The organism is Ottowia massiliensis, from assembly GCF_900240305.1.
In the GTDB taxonomy this organism is placed as follows: domain Bacteria; phylum Pseudomonadota; class Gammaproteobacteria; order Burkholderiales; family Burkholderiaceae_C; genus Ottowia; species Ottowia massiliensis.
Map to the genome: position 1 here is coordinate 589,845 of NZ_LT964854.1, position 15,741 is coordinate 605,585.

The following is a 15,741-nucleotide window of genomic DNA, read 5'->3' on the forward strand; positions in this document are numbered from 1 at the left end:
AGCGAAATAAGACTGCGAACCGCCTGCATCTTGCCCATTTCAATCTGCTTTCATGGCTTCGCTCGACTCAAAGCATGAAGCGTCCCATGCTGAACGCACCTGACTCAAGGCGGCAATGCTCTGCTTCCTGAAGGATGTGAAGCCGGCAATTCCCGCTTTTGGATGGATCAGGTTTCGAAAACTGAAAAGCCTGCTCTCGCGCCACCGGTGTTTGAGTGCAGCGGTCTGTTTCAATCAGGCGCAAACGCCCACATTTATTCTGTATTGATGAAAAAAGCTGTCTCCGCAACGCGTTCGAGGTCAGTCTTTGGAAACCCCTAAACCATGAACCCTTCTTCTGATCCTTCCGGCAGTTTCCTCCTGGATTTGCTGGTTACGTTGGCCGCATTGGCCTTCGTGTTGGCTCTGGCATGGATATTTCTGCGTTTACTCAAGCGCGGTATGCAGGCGCATGGCGCATCAGCAGGCGTTGCAGTCCCCAGGGTGCTACAGGTTGTTTCGCTAGGCGGACATGAACGGCTGGTGGTTGTGCGTCATGCCAATGTGGACTATCTGCTGGGTGTCAGCGAAGGCGGCATCAGCGTGCTGGATCGCTCGCCTGCCGCAGCAGCCGGGTCTGCCACGGCGGCGGCAACGCCTTTCAACGCATCGGATTCCATTCGCTGACCAGCTGCGACAAGCCACTGCCTTTGCCATCGTTGCGCCGAAGCGCAGAGAGAAACGCATCTGAAGCCTCTGCCGCAGCGCGCGCTGGCGGCAGGCCGCCGGTTTTTTCCCAGCAATCTGCCATGGCGCGAAGTGCCTGGCGGATGTTGCGCGCCCAAGAGCCATCCAGCGGATCCTCGGCATCCGCCCTGATCTTGGCGCAATACAGGCGGCGCGCCAAATCACTGTGGGAAACCAGCCCCAGCAAAGCCCTTGCGTTGCGGTCAAAAGCTGTGGCATTCAGCGCGCCGCGTCCATCCGGCTGGGCATGCCAGGCGCATAAATATTCAATTGGATCCATCGCGCGAAACCCCGCTGCATGCAATGAGGTCGCCCCCCAAGCCGCATGCCGCCCTGATGGCAGGCGGCCGCTTTCAAGAGCATGCACCAGCGTTTCGGCCACTACGCGCTGCGCGTTTGCGTCGCCTTGCTCGCCAATCAGGCACAACACGCGCAAGAAAGCCGGATAGAGAGAATCGCCCAATGAAAGACACACGCGCTCCAGCCAGCGCACGCGCTCATCTTGCGTCGGCAAATGGGCGCAGCCTTCAATCAAAACCTCTGCCGCGCCAGACCAATCTGGCTGGGAACGCAGCGTAAGGGGCGGGCGGGGCGGCTCCACGGCAGGCAGCCGTTTCAGCTTGGCTCGAACAAACAGGCGACGAAACGGGCCTGCATCTGTGCCACGCTCTCGCCGCTGGGAGGCGGCGCCGACAGCACGCGCGCCGCCCCGGCTTCTGCGTGGAAGCCGAACCGGGCCGCCGCATCAGCGGCTCCAGGCTCGCGCCGCACACCAGAGGAAGGCCAGCCAGCTGCACTACCGATGCCAGCCTGTAGCGAAGGGAAAATAGACGAATAGCTCATGACGCTTGCCCGCACTCATGTGATTGAAACAGATCAGCCGATCCTACGAATTTGGCTTGCGGCGCGCTACTAGGGTGATTACAGGGGGTGCCTCCGCTATTTATCGTGATATCCCCAACACACGCGCAAGCTTCAGGCACGACGAAGCTGCTAACCGTACGGCGGCTGGCGCACCGCCATGCGGTAGCCTCCCGCCCCCATGAGCAAGCAAGACTCCAAGCGCCTGCGGCTGGCGCGCTGCGTGATGGTGCTGGGCGCCAGCAGCGGCGCGGGCAAAAGCTGGCTGGCTACGGCGCTGTGCCGCCACTACGCCAACCAGGGCCTGAAAGTGGCCCCTTTCAAGGCGCAGAACATGAGCAACAACGCCCGCGTGGTGGCGGGCCTGGCGGCCAGCGATACGGAAACAGGCGCGGCAGAGATAGGCACGGAAATGGGCGAAATCGGCTCGGCCCAGTACTTTCAGGCGCTGGCCGCGCGCGCCGCGCCGGATGTGCGCATGAACCCGCTGCTGCTCAAGCCCGAGGCCGATACGCGCAGCCAGGCCGTGCTGCTGGGGCGGGCCAGCGCGCAGCTGACGGCGCTGCCCTGGCGCGAGCGCGGGGCCGTGGCCTGGCCGCACATTGCCGCCGCGCTGGATGCGCTGCGGGCCAAAAACGACGTGCTGGTCATCGAAGGCGCAGGCTCGCCCGCCGAAATCAACCTCATGCCGCGCGATATCGTGAACATGCGCGTGGCCCGCCACGCTGGCGCGCGCTGCCTGCTGGTGGCCGATGTGGACCGGGGCGGCGCTTTCGCCCATCTTTACGGCACCTGGGCGCTGCTGCCCAAGGCCGACCGCGCGCTCATCAGCGGCTTTGTGCTCAACAAATTCCGGGGCGATGCCGCCCTGCTCGCGCCCGCGCCGCAGCAGCTTGAATGCCTGACGGGCGTGCCCACCGTGGCCACCATTGCCATGCAGCGCCAGCACGGCCTGCCCGAAGAAGACGGGGTGTTTGACGACCGCTGCGCGCCGCCCGGCAGCGGGCACGCAGGCGCGCCGCCGCTGACGGTGGCCGTCATCGCCTGGCCGCGCCTGAGCAATCTGGATGAATTCCAGCCCCTGAAAAACGTGCCTGGCCTGCGCCTGGTCTGGGCGCGCGCGCCCGCGCAGCTGCAGGGCGCTGACTGGATCGTGCTGCCCGGCAGCAAGGCCACGGCCAGCGATCTGGCCTGGCTGCGCGCGCAGGGGCTGGACGCGGCCATCACCGCCCATGCGCGCGCGGGCGGCCGCGTGCTGGGCATTTGCGGCGGCCTGCAAATGCTGGGCGCCGAGCTGCGCGACCCGCATGGCGTGGAAAGCGGCGGCCCGGGCGGCGATTCAGGCAACAGCGCCAGCGTGCCCGGCCTGGGCCTGCTGCCTTTGGCGACCACTTTCGCGCCGCGCAAAACCGTGCGCCGCGCCCGCTGCCGCTTTGGCGCGGTGTCAGGCCCCTGGGCCGCCTTGAGCGGCGTGCAGGCCAGCGGCTACGAGATTCACTGCGGCCAGACCGCGCCGCATCCGGCCCTGGCCGCGCGTGGCGAAATGGCGCGCGAACTCATGGCCGGCATGGCCTGGCAAAACGCCGCTGGCAACGTGCTGGGCGTGTACCTGCACGGCCTGTTTGAAGACCCCGCCGTGCTGCGCGCCCTGTTTGGCGTGCGCGCCCGGCCGCTGGATGAGGTGTTCGAGCGCCTGGCCGCCGTGGTCGCCGACAGTTTTGCGCCCGGCTTTTTGCAAGAACTGATTCAGGAGCCATAGGCCATGCCTGCGGCGCAGGCGCGGCGGCAGGAAGCGCATCAAAGGGAATCAAAAGCAGGAGCAAATTGAAAGGGTCTAAAAAGCCGTTCTGCGCAGTTTCCACTAGGACGTAATGCTATGGATACAAGAGCGAAAAACCTCTATGTTCCGCCCTGCCCCGGCCGCTTTTCTCGCCCGTGCAGGGCCGCTTTCAGCCGCCCGCCAGCAGGGCGCGCATGGCGGCTTCGTCGATGACGGTGATGCCCAGCGCCTGCGCTTTTTCCAGTTTGCTGCCCGCTTCTTCGCCTGCGACGACGTAGCTGGTTTTTTTGCTCACGCTGCCGCTGACTTTGGCGCCGGCGGCTTCGAGCAGGGCTTTGGCTTCGTCGCGGCTCAAGGTGGGCAGCGTGCCGGTGAGCACGAAGGTTTGACCTGCCAGTGTTTGCGCTTGCGCGGTTTGCGCGGCGGCGGAGCCTTCGGGCCAGGTGATGCCCGCTTCACGCAGCTGCTGCACGACTTCGCGGTTGTGCGGCTGGGCGAAGAAGGTGCGGATGCTGTGGGCGACGATGGGGCCGACGTCGGGCACTTGCAGCAATTCGTCTTCGCTGGCGTTCATCACGCTTTGCAGCGCGCCGAAGTGGCGGGCCAGGTCGCGCGCGGTGCTTTCGCCCACGTGGCGTATGCCCAGGGCGTAGAGAAAGCGCTCCAGCGTGCTTTGGCGCGAGCGCTCCAGCGCGGCCAGCAGGTTGCGGGCCGAGCGCTCGCCCATGCGCTCCAGCGCGGCGAGGTCTTGTTCGGTCAGTTTGTAGAGGTCGGGCAGGGTTTGGACGATGCCGCTGTCCACGAGCTGCTCGACCAGTTTGTCGCCCAGCCCTTCCACGTTCATGGCGCGGCGGCTGGCAAAGTGCCACAGGGCCTGTTTGCGCTGGGCGGGGCAGGAGATGCCGCCGGTGCAGCGGTGATCGGCTTCGCCTTCTTCGCGCACGGCCTGGCTGTGGCACACGGGGCACTGGGCGGGCATGGTGAATTCGGGCGCGCCAGCGGGGCGGCGCTCGAGCACGACGCTCACCACTTCGGGGATGACGTCGCCTGCGCGGCGGACGATGACGGTGTCGCCCACGCGCACGTCTTTGCGGCGCGCTTCCAGTTCGTTGTGCAAGGTGGCGTTGGTGACGGTGACGCCGCCGACGAAGACGGGGGCCAGTTTGGCCACGGGGGTGAGCTTGCCGGTGCGGCCCACTTGCACGTCGATGGCCAGCACGGTGGTCATTTGCTCTTGCGCGGGGTATTTGTGCGCCACGGCCCAGCGCGGCTCGCGCGTGACAAAGCCCAGTTGGCGCTGCTGCGCGAGCGAATCCACTTTGTAGACCACGCCGTCGATGTCAAACGGCAGGCTGTCGCGCTGCGCGGCCACTTCGGCATGAAAGGCGGCCAGCCCGGTAGCGCCGCGCGCCTGCCGCGCCAGCTCTGACACCGGCAAGCCCCAGGCTTTGAGTTGCTCAAGCACTTGCCAGTGGGTTTCAAAGGCGGGGCCGCCGGCTTCGGGCGGCGTGATGTCGCCCAGGCCGTAGGCGTAAAAGCTCAAGGGGCGCTGCGCGGCAATGCGCGGGTCCAGCTGGCGCACCGCGCCGGCGGCGGCGTTGCGCGGGTTGGCGAAGGGCTTGGCTGTTTTTTCGCCAGCGGCCATGCGCGCGCGCTGGCGTTCGTTGAGCGCCTCGAAGTCGTCGCGCCGCATGTACACCTCGCCGCGCACTTCCAGCACGGGCGGGGCGCTGCCCAGCAGGCGCAGCGGGATTTGGCTGATGGTGCGGATGTTTTGCGTGACGTCTTCGCCCGTGGCGCCGTCGCCGCGCGTGGCCGCTTGCACCAGCACGCCGTTTTCGTAGCGCAGGCTGATGGCCAGGCCGTCGAACTTCGGCTCGGCCACGTAGGCCACGGGCGGCAGGTTGTCGGCCAGCTTCAGCTCGCGGCGCACGCGGGCGTCAAACGCGGCCGCGCCGGCGGGGCTGGTGTCAGTTTCGGTGCGAATGCTGAGCATGGGCACGCGGTGCTGCACAGGCGCAAAGCCTTCCAGCACTGCGCCGCCCACGCGCTGGGTGGGCGAATCGGGCGTGCGCAATTCGGGGTGGGCCGCCTCCAGCGCCTGGAGCGCGCGAAACAGGCGGTCGTATTCGGCGTCGGGAATTTGCGGCGCATCCAGCGTGTAGTACTGCCAGGCGGCGCGGTTGAGCTGCTCGCGCAGGGCGGCGGCCTGGGCAGCGGGAGAGGAAGGCTGGGGCATGGAACGGGGAGATGGACTGAAAGCGCTGGATTGTGCGGGCGCGCATCAGAAGCAACACAACTCCATAGTCCATGGAAAGCCTGCGTGAGCAATTCAGCCAGGCAAAAGCCCTCTCCTCAATCCAGCGCTTGGGGCATACCTTGAAGACGCACTGCCCAAAGCGCATGAACAGCCTGATATCAGAGCGGCGCGCGCCCTGGGCGCGGTCAAAGGATGAAGCGCGAGAGGTCTTCGTCTTTGCTCAGAGCGGCCAGGCGCTCGTTCACGTAGGCGGCGTCGATGGTGATGGTCTGGCCTTGCAGGCTGGTGGCGGCGAAGCTGACTTCGTCGAGCAGGCGCTCCATCACGGTGGCCAGGCGGCGTGCGCCGATGTTTTCGGTGGATTCATTGACGTCGCAGGCAATTTGCGCGAGGCGGGCGATGCCTTCGGGCCGGAAGTCGAGCGTGACGCCTTCGGTTTCCAGCAGGGCCTGGTATTGGCGCACGAGGCTGGCGTGGGTTTGGGTGAGGATGGCTTCAAAGTCCTGCACGGTGAGCGAGCCGAGTTCGACGCGGATGGGAAAGCGCCCTTGCAGCTCGGGGATCAGGTCGCTGGGCTTGGCCAGGTGAAAGGCGCCGGAGGCGATGAAGAGGATGTGGTCGGTTTTGACCATGCCGTATTTGGTGCTGACGGTGGCGCCTTCCACCAGCGGCAGCAGATCACGCTGCACGCCCTGGCGCGAGACGTCGGCCGTGCCGCCGCCTTCGCCGCGCGAGGCGACTTTGTCGATTTCGTCGATGAAGACGATGCCGTTTTGCTCCAGGTTGCGCACGGCTTCGGCGCGGATGTCTTCTTCGTTCAGCAGTTTTTGCGCTTCTTCTTCGGTGAGCAGGCGCATGGCTTCGGCAATGCGCACGCGGCGCTTTTTCAGGCGCGGCGCACCCATCTGGCTCATGACGGAGCGGATTTGCTCGGCCATTTCTTCCATGCCGGGCGGGCCGACGACTTCGAGCATTTGGCCGGGCTGGGCCAGTTCCAGCTCGATTTCCTTGTCGTCAAGCTGGCCTTCGCGCAGTTTTTTGCGAAAGATTTGGCGCGTGGCGCTGTCGGGGCGGCTGCCGGCGTGGCTTTCGCTGGCGGCGTCGCCGTCAGCCGGGCGGGCGGCGGGCAGCAGGGCGTCGAGCACGCGCTCTTCGGCCAGGTCTTGCGCGCGGGCCTGGTGCTGGCGCATGGCCTGCTCGCGGGTTTGCTTGACGGCCATTTCGGCCAGGTCGCGGATGATGGAGTCCACGTCTTTGCCCACGTAGCCCACTTCGGTGAATTTGGTGGCTTCCACCTTGATGAAGGGTGCGTTGGCTAGGCGCGCCAGGCGGCGGGCGATTTCGGTTTTGCCCACGCCGGTGGGGCCGATCATGAGAATGTTCTTGGGCGTGATTTCGGCGCGCAGCTTTTCAGGCACTTGCTGCCGGCGCCAGCGGTTGCGCAAGGCAATGGCGACGGCGCGTTTGGCATCTTGCTGGCCGACGATGTGGCGGTCCAGCTCGGAGACGATTTCCTGCGGGGTCATGGAAGACATGGCAAAGCTTGTGGACAAGAGGTGAAGCGCAGCGGCTTCGGTTCAGAAAGAGGAGCAGATTCAGAGGCTGAAAAGAGCCTCTGGCGCACGTGTCTATTGGGTATATCGCTATGGAACCAGGAGCGAATTCAAAGCGTTTCGATGGTGTGCTGCATGTTGGTGTAGATGCAAAGCTCGCCCGCAATGGCCAGCGATTTGCGCACGATGTCTTCTGCGCCCAGATCGGTGTTGTTCAGCAGCGCCTTGGCGGCGGAGTGGGCATAGGGGCCGCCGGAGCCGATGGCGACGATGCCTTGCTCGGGTTCGAGCACGTCGCCATTGCCGGTGATGATGAGCGAGGCTTCGCGGTCGGCCACGGCCAGCATGGCCTCCAGGCGGCGCAGCACGCGGTCGGTGCGCCAGTCTTTGGTGAGTTCGATGGCGGCGCGGGTGAGGTGCCCCTGGTGCTTTTCCAGCTTGGCCTCAAAGCGCTCGAACAGCGTGAAGGCGTCTGCCGTGGCGCCAGCAAAGCCGGCCAGCACTTTGCCGTGATGGAGCTTGCGCACTTTGCGGGCGGAGCCTTTGATGACGATGTTGCCGAGCGTGACCTGGCCGTCGCCGCCGAGGGCGACCTGCCAGCCTTCAGGAGTCTGGCGGCGCACGCTGAGAATGGTGGTGCCGTGAAACTGTTGCATGCCGCGCGAAATGGGGGCAGGTAGGCATTTCACAAGGGAAGGCGCGAAGGCGGCGATTCAAGCGGGAAACCCGTTTTCAGAACCTGTTCGGAGTCCGGCCGTGAGGGGCAAAAGTGTGGTTCGAGATGAGCCTTGTGCCCAGCGAGGATTTGCAACGCGGCAGGCCACCCGGAGCCGCATTTTTCGCGCCTACAGACAGACTTTGAACAGGTTCTCACTGCCCAAGCGCAGGCCCGGTTGGAACAGCTGGCCGCGCAGGCTGAAAAGCATTAAAAAGAGAGCGAATTCAAGGGGGCTAAAATGCCGTTTGGCGCAGTGTCCTCTAGGACGTAACGCTATTGATATAGGAGCTGAATTAGGCAGCGCTCTCCGCTTTTCATGAGGCGGCGTCAGGCGTTTTGGCTCAGCCAGCGGCGCAGGCTGGAGACGGAATGGGCGATATGCAGCGGCTCCAACGCGGCCAGAGCCGGGCTGTCGTGCGCGCCATAGCTCACCGCCACGGCGCAGCAGCCGGCGTTGCGGGCCATTTGCAGATCGTGCGTGGTATCGCCAATCATCAGCGTGCGCCCGGGGTCGCAGCCGAATTCGCGCATCAGCTCGTGCAGCATGAGCGGGCTGGGCTTGCCTGCGGTTTCGTCAGCGGTGCGGGAGCCGTCGAAGGCCGCTTGCAGCCCGGCCAGGCGCAGCGCGCCATCCAGCCCCCGGCGGCTTTTGCCGGTGGCCACGGCCAGCCAGTGGTGGCGCGCCTTCAGTTCGGCCAGAAGTGGACGCACGCCGTCAAAGAGGCTGATATCGTTTTGACACGCCAGGTAGTGCTGGCGGTAGCGCTCGGCCAGCAGCGGGTGTTTTTCGGGCGGCACATCAGGCGCGGCATGGGCCAGCGCGGGCGCCAGCGCCATGCCGATGACGTAGGCGGCGGTTTCGCGGCTGGGCTGTTGTCCGCCCACATCCGCCACGGCCTGCTGGATGGCGCGGACGATGAGGGCGGTGGAGTCGAACAGGGTGCCATCCCAGTCGAAGCAGATGAGGTCAAAGCGGCGGGGCATGGGCAGCTTGAAAGAGCAGGCGCTGGGCCACAAAAAAAGCGCCTGGCCGCAAAGCCAGGCGCCTGAGTGTGTGGTGGGTGATACATGGATCGAACATGTGACCCCTGCCGTGTGAAGGCAGTGCTCTACCGCTGAGCTAATCACCCGTCTGCCTTGCAGCGCAGGCAGTAAAGCGCGAGATTGTAGCGGATTTCTTCAGGCTTCACGCTCTGGCATGGCGGGCTGCCGCAGCAAACAAGAAGAAGGCGCGCATTCAGGCCCCTTGAAAACGACCCGGAGAAAAAAGCGTGACCACAAACGTTCGTGGACATTGCGAATCTCTCAATGGGCCACGAAGCTCTTCTGCCGTTTGCGCCTTGCGGCCCATTCCGATTCCGCACTTTTGCCTCTCACGGCCAGATCATGAACAGGTCCTGAAAAAAGCAGGCAGCTCCGCCCCCGCTTCTGCCAGCCGGGCGGGCTGGCATACTGCCGCGCTTTCGCTCACTCTCGAGGCTTTCAATGAAAACGGATACCGAAATCCTCTCGCGTTCACCGGAATGGGAGAGGCGGGCGCTGGAGAAGCTGCTGCTGGCTGACGCGCGTGAGCGCCGGGCCGCGCGGCGCTGGCGCGTGATCAAAACGCTGCTATGGATGCTGCTTGTCGCGGGATTGGCGGCCGTGATGATCAGCCAGTCGCAAAACGCTGCGCCTGCGGGGCTGCACACGGCGGTCATTTCCATCCGGGGCGAAATTTCCAGCGACAGCGAAAACAATGCCGAACAGCTGCTGCCCGCACTGCGCAGCGCGATGGAAGATGAAGGCGCGCAGGCGCTGGTTCTGCAAATTGATTCGCCCGGCGGCAGCCCGGTGCAGGCCGGGCTGGTGTACGACGAAATCCGCCGCCTGCGCGAATTGCATGACAAGCCGGTTTACGCGGTGGTGGAAGACACCTGCGCTTCTGCCGCCTACTACATTGCCTCGGCCGCCGACAAGATTTACGTGAACAAGGCCAGCGTGGTGGGCAGCATTGGCGTGCTGATGGACGGCTTTGGCTTCACTGGCAGCCTTGAAAAGCTGGGCATCGAGCGGCGGCTTTTGACGGCGGGCGGCAACAAGGGCTTTCTCGACCCCTTCAGCCCCATGAGCGACGCCCAGCGCCAGCACGCGCAAACCTTGCTGGACCAGATACACCGGCAGTTCATCGCCGCCGTCAAGCAGGGCCGGGGCGAGCGCCTGAAGGAAACGGCCGACACCTTCAGCGGCCTGTTCTGGACAGGCGAGCAGGCCGTGGATATGGGCCTGGCCGACAGCCTGGGCAGCGTGGACGGCGTGGCGCGCGAAGTGGTCAAGGCCGAGGAGCTGGTGGACTACACGCCGGAAGAAAAGGTGTTCGAGCGCCTGACGCGCCGCCTGGGCGCGGCCATCGGGCAAGGCGCCGTCTCGGCCCTGCGCAGTGTGGCTTTGCGCTGAAGGCGCTGTCAGCGCGCGCCCTGGACGTGAATGGGTTCAGCAGAGGCCGTTTTTGCTCTTTGTTCCATAGCATGATGTCCTAGTGGAACGGGCGCTGAAGCCATTTTTAAGGGCTTGAATTTGCTCCTGTTTTTAGAATCCTGATCAGAGCTTGCCCGCCAGCAAAGGGGTGCAGAAAAAGCGGGGAGGCAAAAGTGAACCAGAACGAGGGGGCCGCCCTGTCCCGCAGCCAGACGCTCCGCTTGCGCCAACAAAAACGCCCGGCATGAAGCCGGGCGTTTTTTCATCGGGAGCGAGATGGAAAGCTCAGCCTGCGATCAGGAGAACTTGAGCTTGCCCTTCATCACGCTGCTGTGGCCGGGGAAGGAGCAGAAGAAGGAGTAGTCGCCATCGGTCTTGACCTTGGACATGTCCACGGTGATGGTGTCTTCTTCGCCGCCGCCCAGCATCTTGGTGTGGGCCACGATGCGTTCGTCGTTGGGCTTGACGTATTCAGGAGCGCCAGTCTTGATGCCGTCGCCGATCACGCCCTTCATGTCTTCGGTCTTGGTGATAACCAAGTTGTGGCCCATGGAGCCTTTGTTCATCTTGCCCACGTGCTTGAGGTGCACCTTGAATTCCTTGCAGCTCTTATCGACTGCAATTTCCTTCGTGTTGTATTTCATGTTGTCGCCAGCTTCAACGGTGACGTCGCAGGCAGCATGGGCGAAGCCAGCGGTTGCCATCAAAGCAGCGGCAGCGAGGGCGCGCAGAGCGGTTTTGGTCATGATGAATGTCCTTTCTGTGGAAAAACGGAACCAGGCGAACAAACCCGGAACCAGCGCGCATTCTATGGCGCATGCGCCGCGTTTGCTCAAGAACGGCTGCGACCTCTTCGCAACGCCGCACGTCGCTTAGAGGACGGCGCGCCCAAACCTGTCATCCCATCATGGAGATAGCGGAGCTGAATCCGCAGGCGCGAAGGCAGCTTCTTGCGGCGTGTCCAGCACGCCATCGCAGCCGCCTTGCCCGTCGGCGCGCGGGCGCCAGAAAACGGGCAGCATGCGCCAGCTCATCAGCGCGAAGGCGGCGCACCACAGCAGGGCGGCCGCGCCCATCAGCAGCGCCGTGGCATCCAGCGCGTAGGCGCAGGCGCGCAGCACGGCGCTGGCCGCCACCAGGGCCGCGCCCGCCAGCACCCAGGGGCGGCCGTTTTTTTCCAGCCCGCTGTGCGTGTAGCCCGCAATGCACATCACCACGAAAACCGACAGCCCCAGCGCCCCTGCCGTGAGCAAATGCAGCCCCGCATTCGGCGGCAGCCCCGTCAGCAACCCCACACCCGTCAGCGCGTAGCCCGCCGCCATGAAGGCGTAAGCCGCATACAGCATCAGCGGCCAGGGGCGCAGCAGCGGGCGGCCCACGTGCCAGTCGCCCATCAGGTTCAGCACGGCGCAGGCGGCGGCCAGGGCCAGCCAGGCGCTGGTGCGCGCGCCCGGCTCCCACCACTGGGCGGCGGTAAACAGGGCAATGGCCAGCATGGCCAGATTGCGGCGCGGCGGCCGGGCCAGGTAGCGGCGCGTCTCGCGCGTGGCCTCGTATTCCGGGTCTTGCTGGCGGCTTTCCACGGCGCGACGCGCCGCCTCGCTGTCGTCAATGCTGGCATTGACGATGCTCATGGAAATGCGGCTCATCGCCACGATGATCAGCACCATCAGCGCCCCCAGCAGCCCATGCAGCCAGCGCATGGGCGGCTCGCCGCGCAAGGCATCGGCATAAAAGCCGGCCGTGGCCGCCATCATCAGCGCCAGCGTCCAGGCGAATGAAAGATGCCTGCGCTCCGGCGCGCGCCACAGCCGGGGCATCAGCAGCGCCAGCAGCAGCGCCATGAAAGCCAAATGCGCCAGGGCCGAGGCCGCCAGGGCCGCCACGGGCCACCAGCCGCTGCACCAAAAGGCCACCCGCCCCGCCAGCCACAGCCCCGCCAGCCAGCGCACCGGCGCGGCGGCAAAGGCGGGCGTATCCGTGAATTCAGGCACGCCCGTCAACGCAAAACCCGCCGCCGCCGCCAGCGTAAAGCCCAGCAGCAACTCGTGTGCGTGCCACACAAATGGCCCGCCCGCCACCGCAGGCAGCGGCCAGCCCCAAAACAGAAAAGCCCCCCAGGCCGCCATCAGCCCCCAGCCCGAGAGCATCGCCAGCGCGAACATCGGCCTGAACGGGCACAGCCACAAAGGATGCGCCAGCTGCCAGAAGCGGGCTGAAAAACAGGCCGGGCGGGCGCCTTGGGAAAGCAGCGCAGAAGAAACGTTTGGGGAAGCGGCAGGCATCGTGGCAAAAAGCAACAGTCAAAAAAACCGGCAGGCGTGGCAGGCGTGGCAGGCGCGGCAGGCGCGGCAGGCGCGGCAGGCGCAATCATGAACCCGCGCGCCATCACCCGCGCATTGTCGGGCGGCGGGCTGCTCTGCCGCGCTTTCAAAAGCTATTTCATCCAATGCCCCAGCAGGCCGGACGAAACCACGCCCAGCAAAACCGTGGGCAGCATGGGCAGGCGGCTGGCGGCCGCCGCCGTCAGCGCAATGGCAATCAGCTCGTGCGGCTTGTCGGAAACGAAATAAGGGGCGATCACCGCAATCAGCACGCAGCCGGGCGCAGCTTGCATGACGCTGGCGGCGCGCTGGCTCAATGTGCGATTGCGCAAGGCGAAAAAACCCATCAGCCGCGTGGAATAAGTCACGCCCAGCATGCTGAGAAAAACCAGAAAGGATTCGAGCGAAATCATTTTGAACCGCTGCGGAAATACGCCGCCGCCAGGCCCGACAAGGCCCCCGCCGGCACATACCACGCGCCCGGCGCCAGCCGGTAAGTCAGCGCCGCCACGAGCAGACTCACCAGCCAGGGAAGCGCCGCTGAAAATCCTTTCCACATGCCGCGAAGCAAAACCAGAAAAACGGCGGGAAACGCCATGCCAAAGCCCCAGGCCGCCACGTCGCCAAACAGCGGCCCCACCGCCGCGCCCAGGGCCGCGAAAACAATCCAGGTGGAATACAAAATGGCGCAAACGCCCGCGTAAAACGGCAAATTGAACGAAGGCAGCCCCAGCGCCTGCCGCCGCCGCACTTCCCCCAGGCCCATTGCCCAGCTTTCATCGCACATGAAAAACAGGGCGGGCAGCGCTTTTTTCAATGGCATATCGCGCAGAAAAGGCGCCAGCGCCGCGCCCATGAGTATGTGGCGCGAATTGATCATGAATGTGACGGTGGCGATCAGCCATATGGGCTGCGGATGCGCCCATAAATTCACGGCGGCAAATTCGGAGCCGCCAGCAAAATTCATTCCCGTCATCAGCAGCATTTCCAGCCAGCTCATGCCTTTTTGCCCGCCTTGCACGCCCAGAATAATGGCAAAAGGCAGCAGGCCAATCAGCATGGGTGCGCTTTCCCGCGCGCCGCGAAAAAACTCCAGGCGGGATGAGTCATTTTCAGTCATGTGCGATGCGAATAAATGCGAAAAATAAATGCAAGGAAAATGAAATTCAAAAACAGGCTCATTCGTCCAGGCTGATGGCGCAATGCACAGGCCGCGCGCCCAGCGCCTGCACGCAGGCCTGCGGGTTGATTTGCACAATAAAGCCACGGCGGCCGCCGTTGATGGCGATTTGGGGCAGCTCCAGGATGCTTTGCTCGACATACACGGGCATGGCGCGGCGCGTGCCAAAAGGCGAAGTGCCGCCAACCTGGTAGCCGCTGTGGCGTTCGGCCACGGCAGGCTCGCATGGCTGCACGGTTTTGACGCCAATTTGCCGCGCCAGCTGCCGGGTGGAGACTTTGCGGTCGCCGTGCATGAGGACGATGAGCGGACGGGCGTGCTCGTCTTGCATGACGAGGGTTTTGATCACGGCGTGCGCGCTCAGCCCCAGCGCCGCCGCGCCTTGCAGGGCGCCGCCGTGGGGCTGGTAGTCATAGGCGTGGCCGGTGTAGGGCACGCCGTGCTGGCGCAGCCAGACGGTGGCGGGCGTCTGGCTGACGTGGCGTTCTTTTTTCATGGCGCTGGTTCATGGCCTGGCCGCAAGGGGCGCGCGGCGCGGAATGGGCGGGGGCTGGCAGCAGTGGGCAAGCAGGCGTATTTTGCTATTTTATCCATAGCATGAGGTCCTAGTGGAATCTGCGTAAAACGGTTTTTTCACCCCTCTGAATTTGCTCTTGTTTTTGATGCCGTGCAGTGGAAGGGGGCCTGCCGCGAGGGGCGGCAGTGCAGGCCGGGATGGGCAGCAAGGCGCAGACGGGTCTGGCAGCCCGGCGAGGATTGGCCGCGCCGCAAAGCGCCTTGAGTCCGCGCTTTTGCTCCCACGGACAGATGGCGGGCAGTCTCTCAGCTGGCGGGGTCGCGCATTTCAAGGCGGATGGCGTCGATGGCTTGCAGCAGGTCAGGCGGCAGCGTCACGCTCCAGGCGTCGAGGTCTTCGTCCAGTTGCGCCAGCGAGGTCACGCCGATGATGGTGCTGGCCACGCGCCAGGAGCGGTAGCAGAAGGCCAGCGCCATTTGCGTGGGCGTGAGGCCGTTTTCGCGCGCCAGGCGGTTGTAGCGGCGGGCGGCTTCAAAAGCCTGCGGGCGGCCCCAGCGCTGGCTTTTGGCGCGCTCGCCGTTCATGCGGCCAGCGGGCGCTTGCGGCACGCCAAAGCCGGTGGCGTCGTATTTGCCCGTCAGCAGGCCGAAGGCCAGCGGCGAGTAGGCCAGCAGTCCCACGCCCAGGCGGTGGCAGGTTTCGTCCAGCCCGTTGTCGTAGGCGCGGCTGGTGAGGCAGTAGGGGTTTTGCACGCTCACGGGCCGGGGCAGGCCGTGGGCCTCGGCCAGGCGCACGAATTCGTGCACGCCGTAGGGCGTTTCGTTGGACAGGCCGATGGCCCGCACTTTGCCCGCCTGCACCAGCTTTTGCAGGGCCTGAAGCTGCTCCAGGATGGGCGTTTGCGCGCTCTCTTGCGCCGGGTCGTAATACATCTGCCCGAAGCGGGGCGCATGGCGCTCCGGCCAGTGAATCTGGTAGAGGTCGATGACTTCGGTTTGCAGGCGGCGCAGCGAGCCTTCGCAGGAGGCGATGATGTCGGCGGCCGTCATGCCCTTGCCAGGGCGCAGCCAGGGCATGTCCCGCGCGGGGCCGGCCACTTTGGTGGCCAGGGTCACGCGCTGGCGCATGCCGGGGCGCTGGCGCAGCCAGCGGCCCATGAAGGTTTCCGTCGCCCCGGCGGTGGCAGCGCTGGGGGGCACGGGGTACATCTCCGCCGTGTCGAGAAAGGTCACGCCGCGCTCCACGGCGCGGTCCAGTATGGCGTGCGCGTCCGCCTCATTCACCTGTTCGCCAAAGGTCATGGCGCCCAGGCAGATGGGGGTCACGCGCAGCGGGCCGAGGGCGATGGGCGTCAGGGGTTTCATG

Annotated in this window: 14 protein-coding genes and 1 tRNA gene; 3 read left to right on the forward strand and 12 right to left on the reverse strand. The window is 65.1% G+C overall.

Features of this window, described 5'->3' with window-relative positions; all coding sequences use genetic code 11:
* The first annotated feature begins 324 nt into the window (after window positions 1-324).
* Complete coding sequence (locus C1720_RS02615) at window positions 325-666, forward strand: flagellar biosynthetic protein FliO (protein WP_102283133.1); 342 nt, start codon at window positions 325-327, stop codon at window positions 664-666.
* On the opposite strand, the gene C1720_RS02620 is transcribed toward C1720_RS02615, so the two are convergent.
* The gene (locus C1720_RS02620; protein WP_156304112.1) at window positions 641-1,219 is read right to left on the reverse strand and encodes a hypothetical protein; all 579 of its coding nucleotides are present in this window, start codon (window positions 1,217-1,219) and stop codon (window positions 641-643) included. The two genes, C1720_RS02615 and C1720_RS02620, sit on opposite strands and share 26 nt — an antisense overlap.
* A 549-nt stretch (window positions 1,220-1,768) precedes the next feature.
* On the opposite strand from C1720_RS02620, the gene C1720_RS02625 reads away from it, so the two are divergent.
* Entirely contained in the window at window positions 1,769-3,346 is a 1,578-nt protein-coding gene (locus tag C1720_RS02625) for a cobyric acid synthase (RefSeq protein ID WP_233199765.1), read from the forward strand.
* A 190-nt stretch (window positions 3,347-3,536) separates the two neighbouring features.
* Here the strand turns inward: C1720_RS02625 and ligA are convergent, their stop codons facing one another.
* The 5 genes from ligA to C1720_RS02655 all read right to left on the reverse strand — a co-directional run bounded on the left by ligA (window position 3,537) and on the right by C1720_RS02655 (window position 9,028).
* On the reverse strand, window positions 3,537-5,606 hold the full coding sequence (gene ligA, locus C1720_RS02630; protein WP_102283135.1) for an NAD-dependent DNA ligase LigA: 2,070 nt from the start codon (window positions 5,604-5,606) through the stop codon (window positions 3,537-3,539).
* A gap of 206 nt (window positions 5,607-5,812) precedes the next feature.
* A complete protein-coding gene (gene hslU / locus C1720_RS02640) occupies window positions 5,813-7,162 on the reverse strand; it encodes an ATP-dependent protease ATPase subunit HslU (RefSeq protein ID WP_102283136.1) in 1,350 nt (449 codons plus the stop codon).
* Window positions 7,163-7,290: 128 nt separating this feature from the next.
* Complete coding sequence (gene hslV, locus C1720_RS02645) at window positions 7,291-7,836, reverse strand: ATP-dependent protease subunit HslV (RefSeq protein ID WP_050716540.1); 546 nt, start codon at window positions 7,834-7,836, stop codon at window positions 7,291-7,293.
* A 389-nt stretch (window positions 7,837-8,225) separates the two neighbouring features.
* A complete protein-coding gene (locus C1720_RS02650; RefSeq protein ID WP_102284460.1) occupies window positions 8,226-8,882 on the reverse strand; it encodes an HAD family hydrolase in 657 nt (218 codons plus the stop codon).
* Window positions 8,883-8,953: 71 nt separating this feature from the next.
* Window positions 8,954-9,028: transfer RNA gene (locus C1720_RS02655), tRNA-Val, on the reverse strand.
* 355 nt (window positions 9,029-9,383) lie between these two features.
* On the opposite strand from C1720_RS02655, the gene C1720_RS02660 reads away from it, so the two are divergent.
* Complete coding sequence (locus C1720_RS02660; RefSeq protein WP_102283137.1) at window positions 9,384-10,334, forward strand: S49 family peptidase; 951 nt, start codon at window positions 9,384-9,386, stop codon at window positions 10,332-10,334.
* A 317-nt stretch (window positions 10,335-10,651) separates the two neighbouring features.
* On the opposite strand, the gene azu is transcribed toward C1720_RS02660, so the two are convergent.
* From azu to C1720_RS02690, 6 genes are all read right to left on the reverse strand, one after another.
* The gene (azu, locus tag C1720_RS02665; protein ID WP_050715684.1) at window positions 10,652-11,101 is read right to left on the reverse strand and encodes an azurin; all 450 of its coding nucleotides are present in this window, start codon (window positions 11,099-11,101) and stop codon (window positions 10,652-10,654) included.
* Window positions 11,102-11,260: 159 nt separating this feature from the next.
* Window positions 11,261-12,640 carry an NnrS family protein gene (locus C1720_RS02670; RefSeq protein WP_102283138.1) on the reverse strand — a complete coding sequence of 460 codons (1,380 nt, stop codon included), beginning with the start codon at window positions 12,638-12,640 and terminating at the stop codon, window positions 11,261-11,263.
* 152 nt (window positions 12,641-12,792) lie between these two features.
* The gene (locus C1720_RS02675) at window positions 12,793-13,092 is read right to left on the reverse strand and encodes an AzlD family protein (RefSeq protein WP_050715683.1); all 300 of its coding nucleotides are present in this window, start codon (window positions 13,090-13,092) and stop codon (window positions 12,793-12,795) included.
* On the reverse strand, window positions 13,089-13,799 hold the full coding sequence (locus tag C1720_RS02680; protein WP_102283139.1) for an AzlC family ABC transporter permease: 711 nt from the start codon (window positions 13,797-13,799) through the stop codon (window positions 13,089-13,091). The genes C1720_RS02675 and C1720_RS02680 overlap by 4 nt, the downstream gene beginning before the upstream one ends.
* Before the next feature lie 58 nt (window positions 13,800-13,857).
* Window positions 13,858-14,355: an aminoacyl-tRNA deacylase gene (locus C1720_RS02685; protein ID WP_050715681.1), complete on the reverse strand. Its 498-nt coding sequence runs from the start codon at window positions 14,353-14,355 to the stop codon at window positions 13,858-13,860.
* Between the two features lie 326 nt (window positions 14,356-14,681).
* Complete coding sequence (locus tag C1720_RS02690) at window positions 14,682-15,740, reverse strand: aldo/keto reductase (protein WP_050716538.1); 1,059 nt, start codon at window positions 15,738-15,740, stop codon at window positions 14,682-14,684.
* Window position 15,741: the final 1 nt, after the last annotated feature.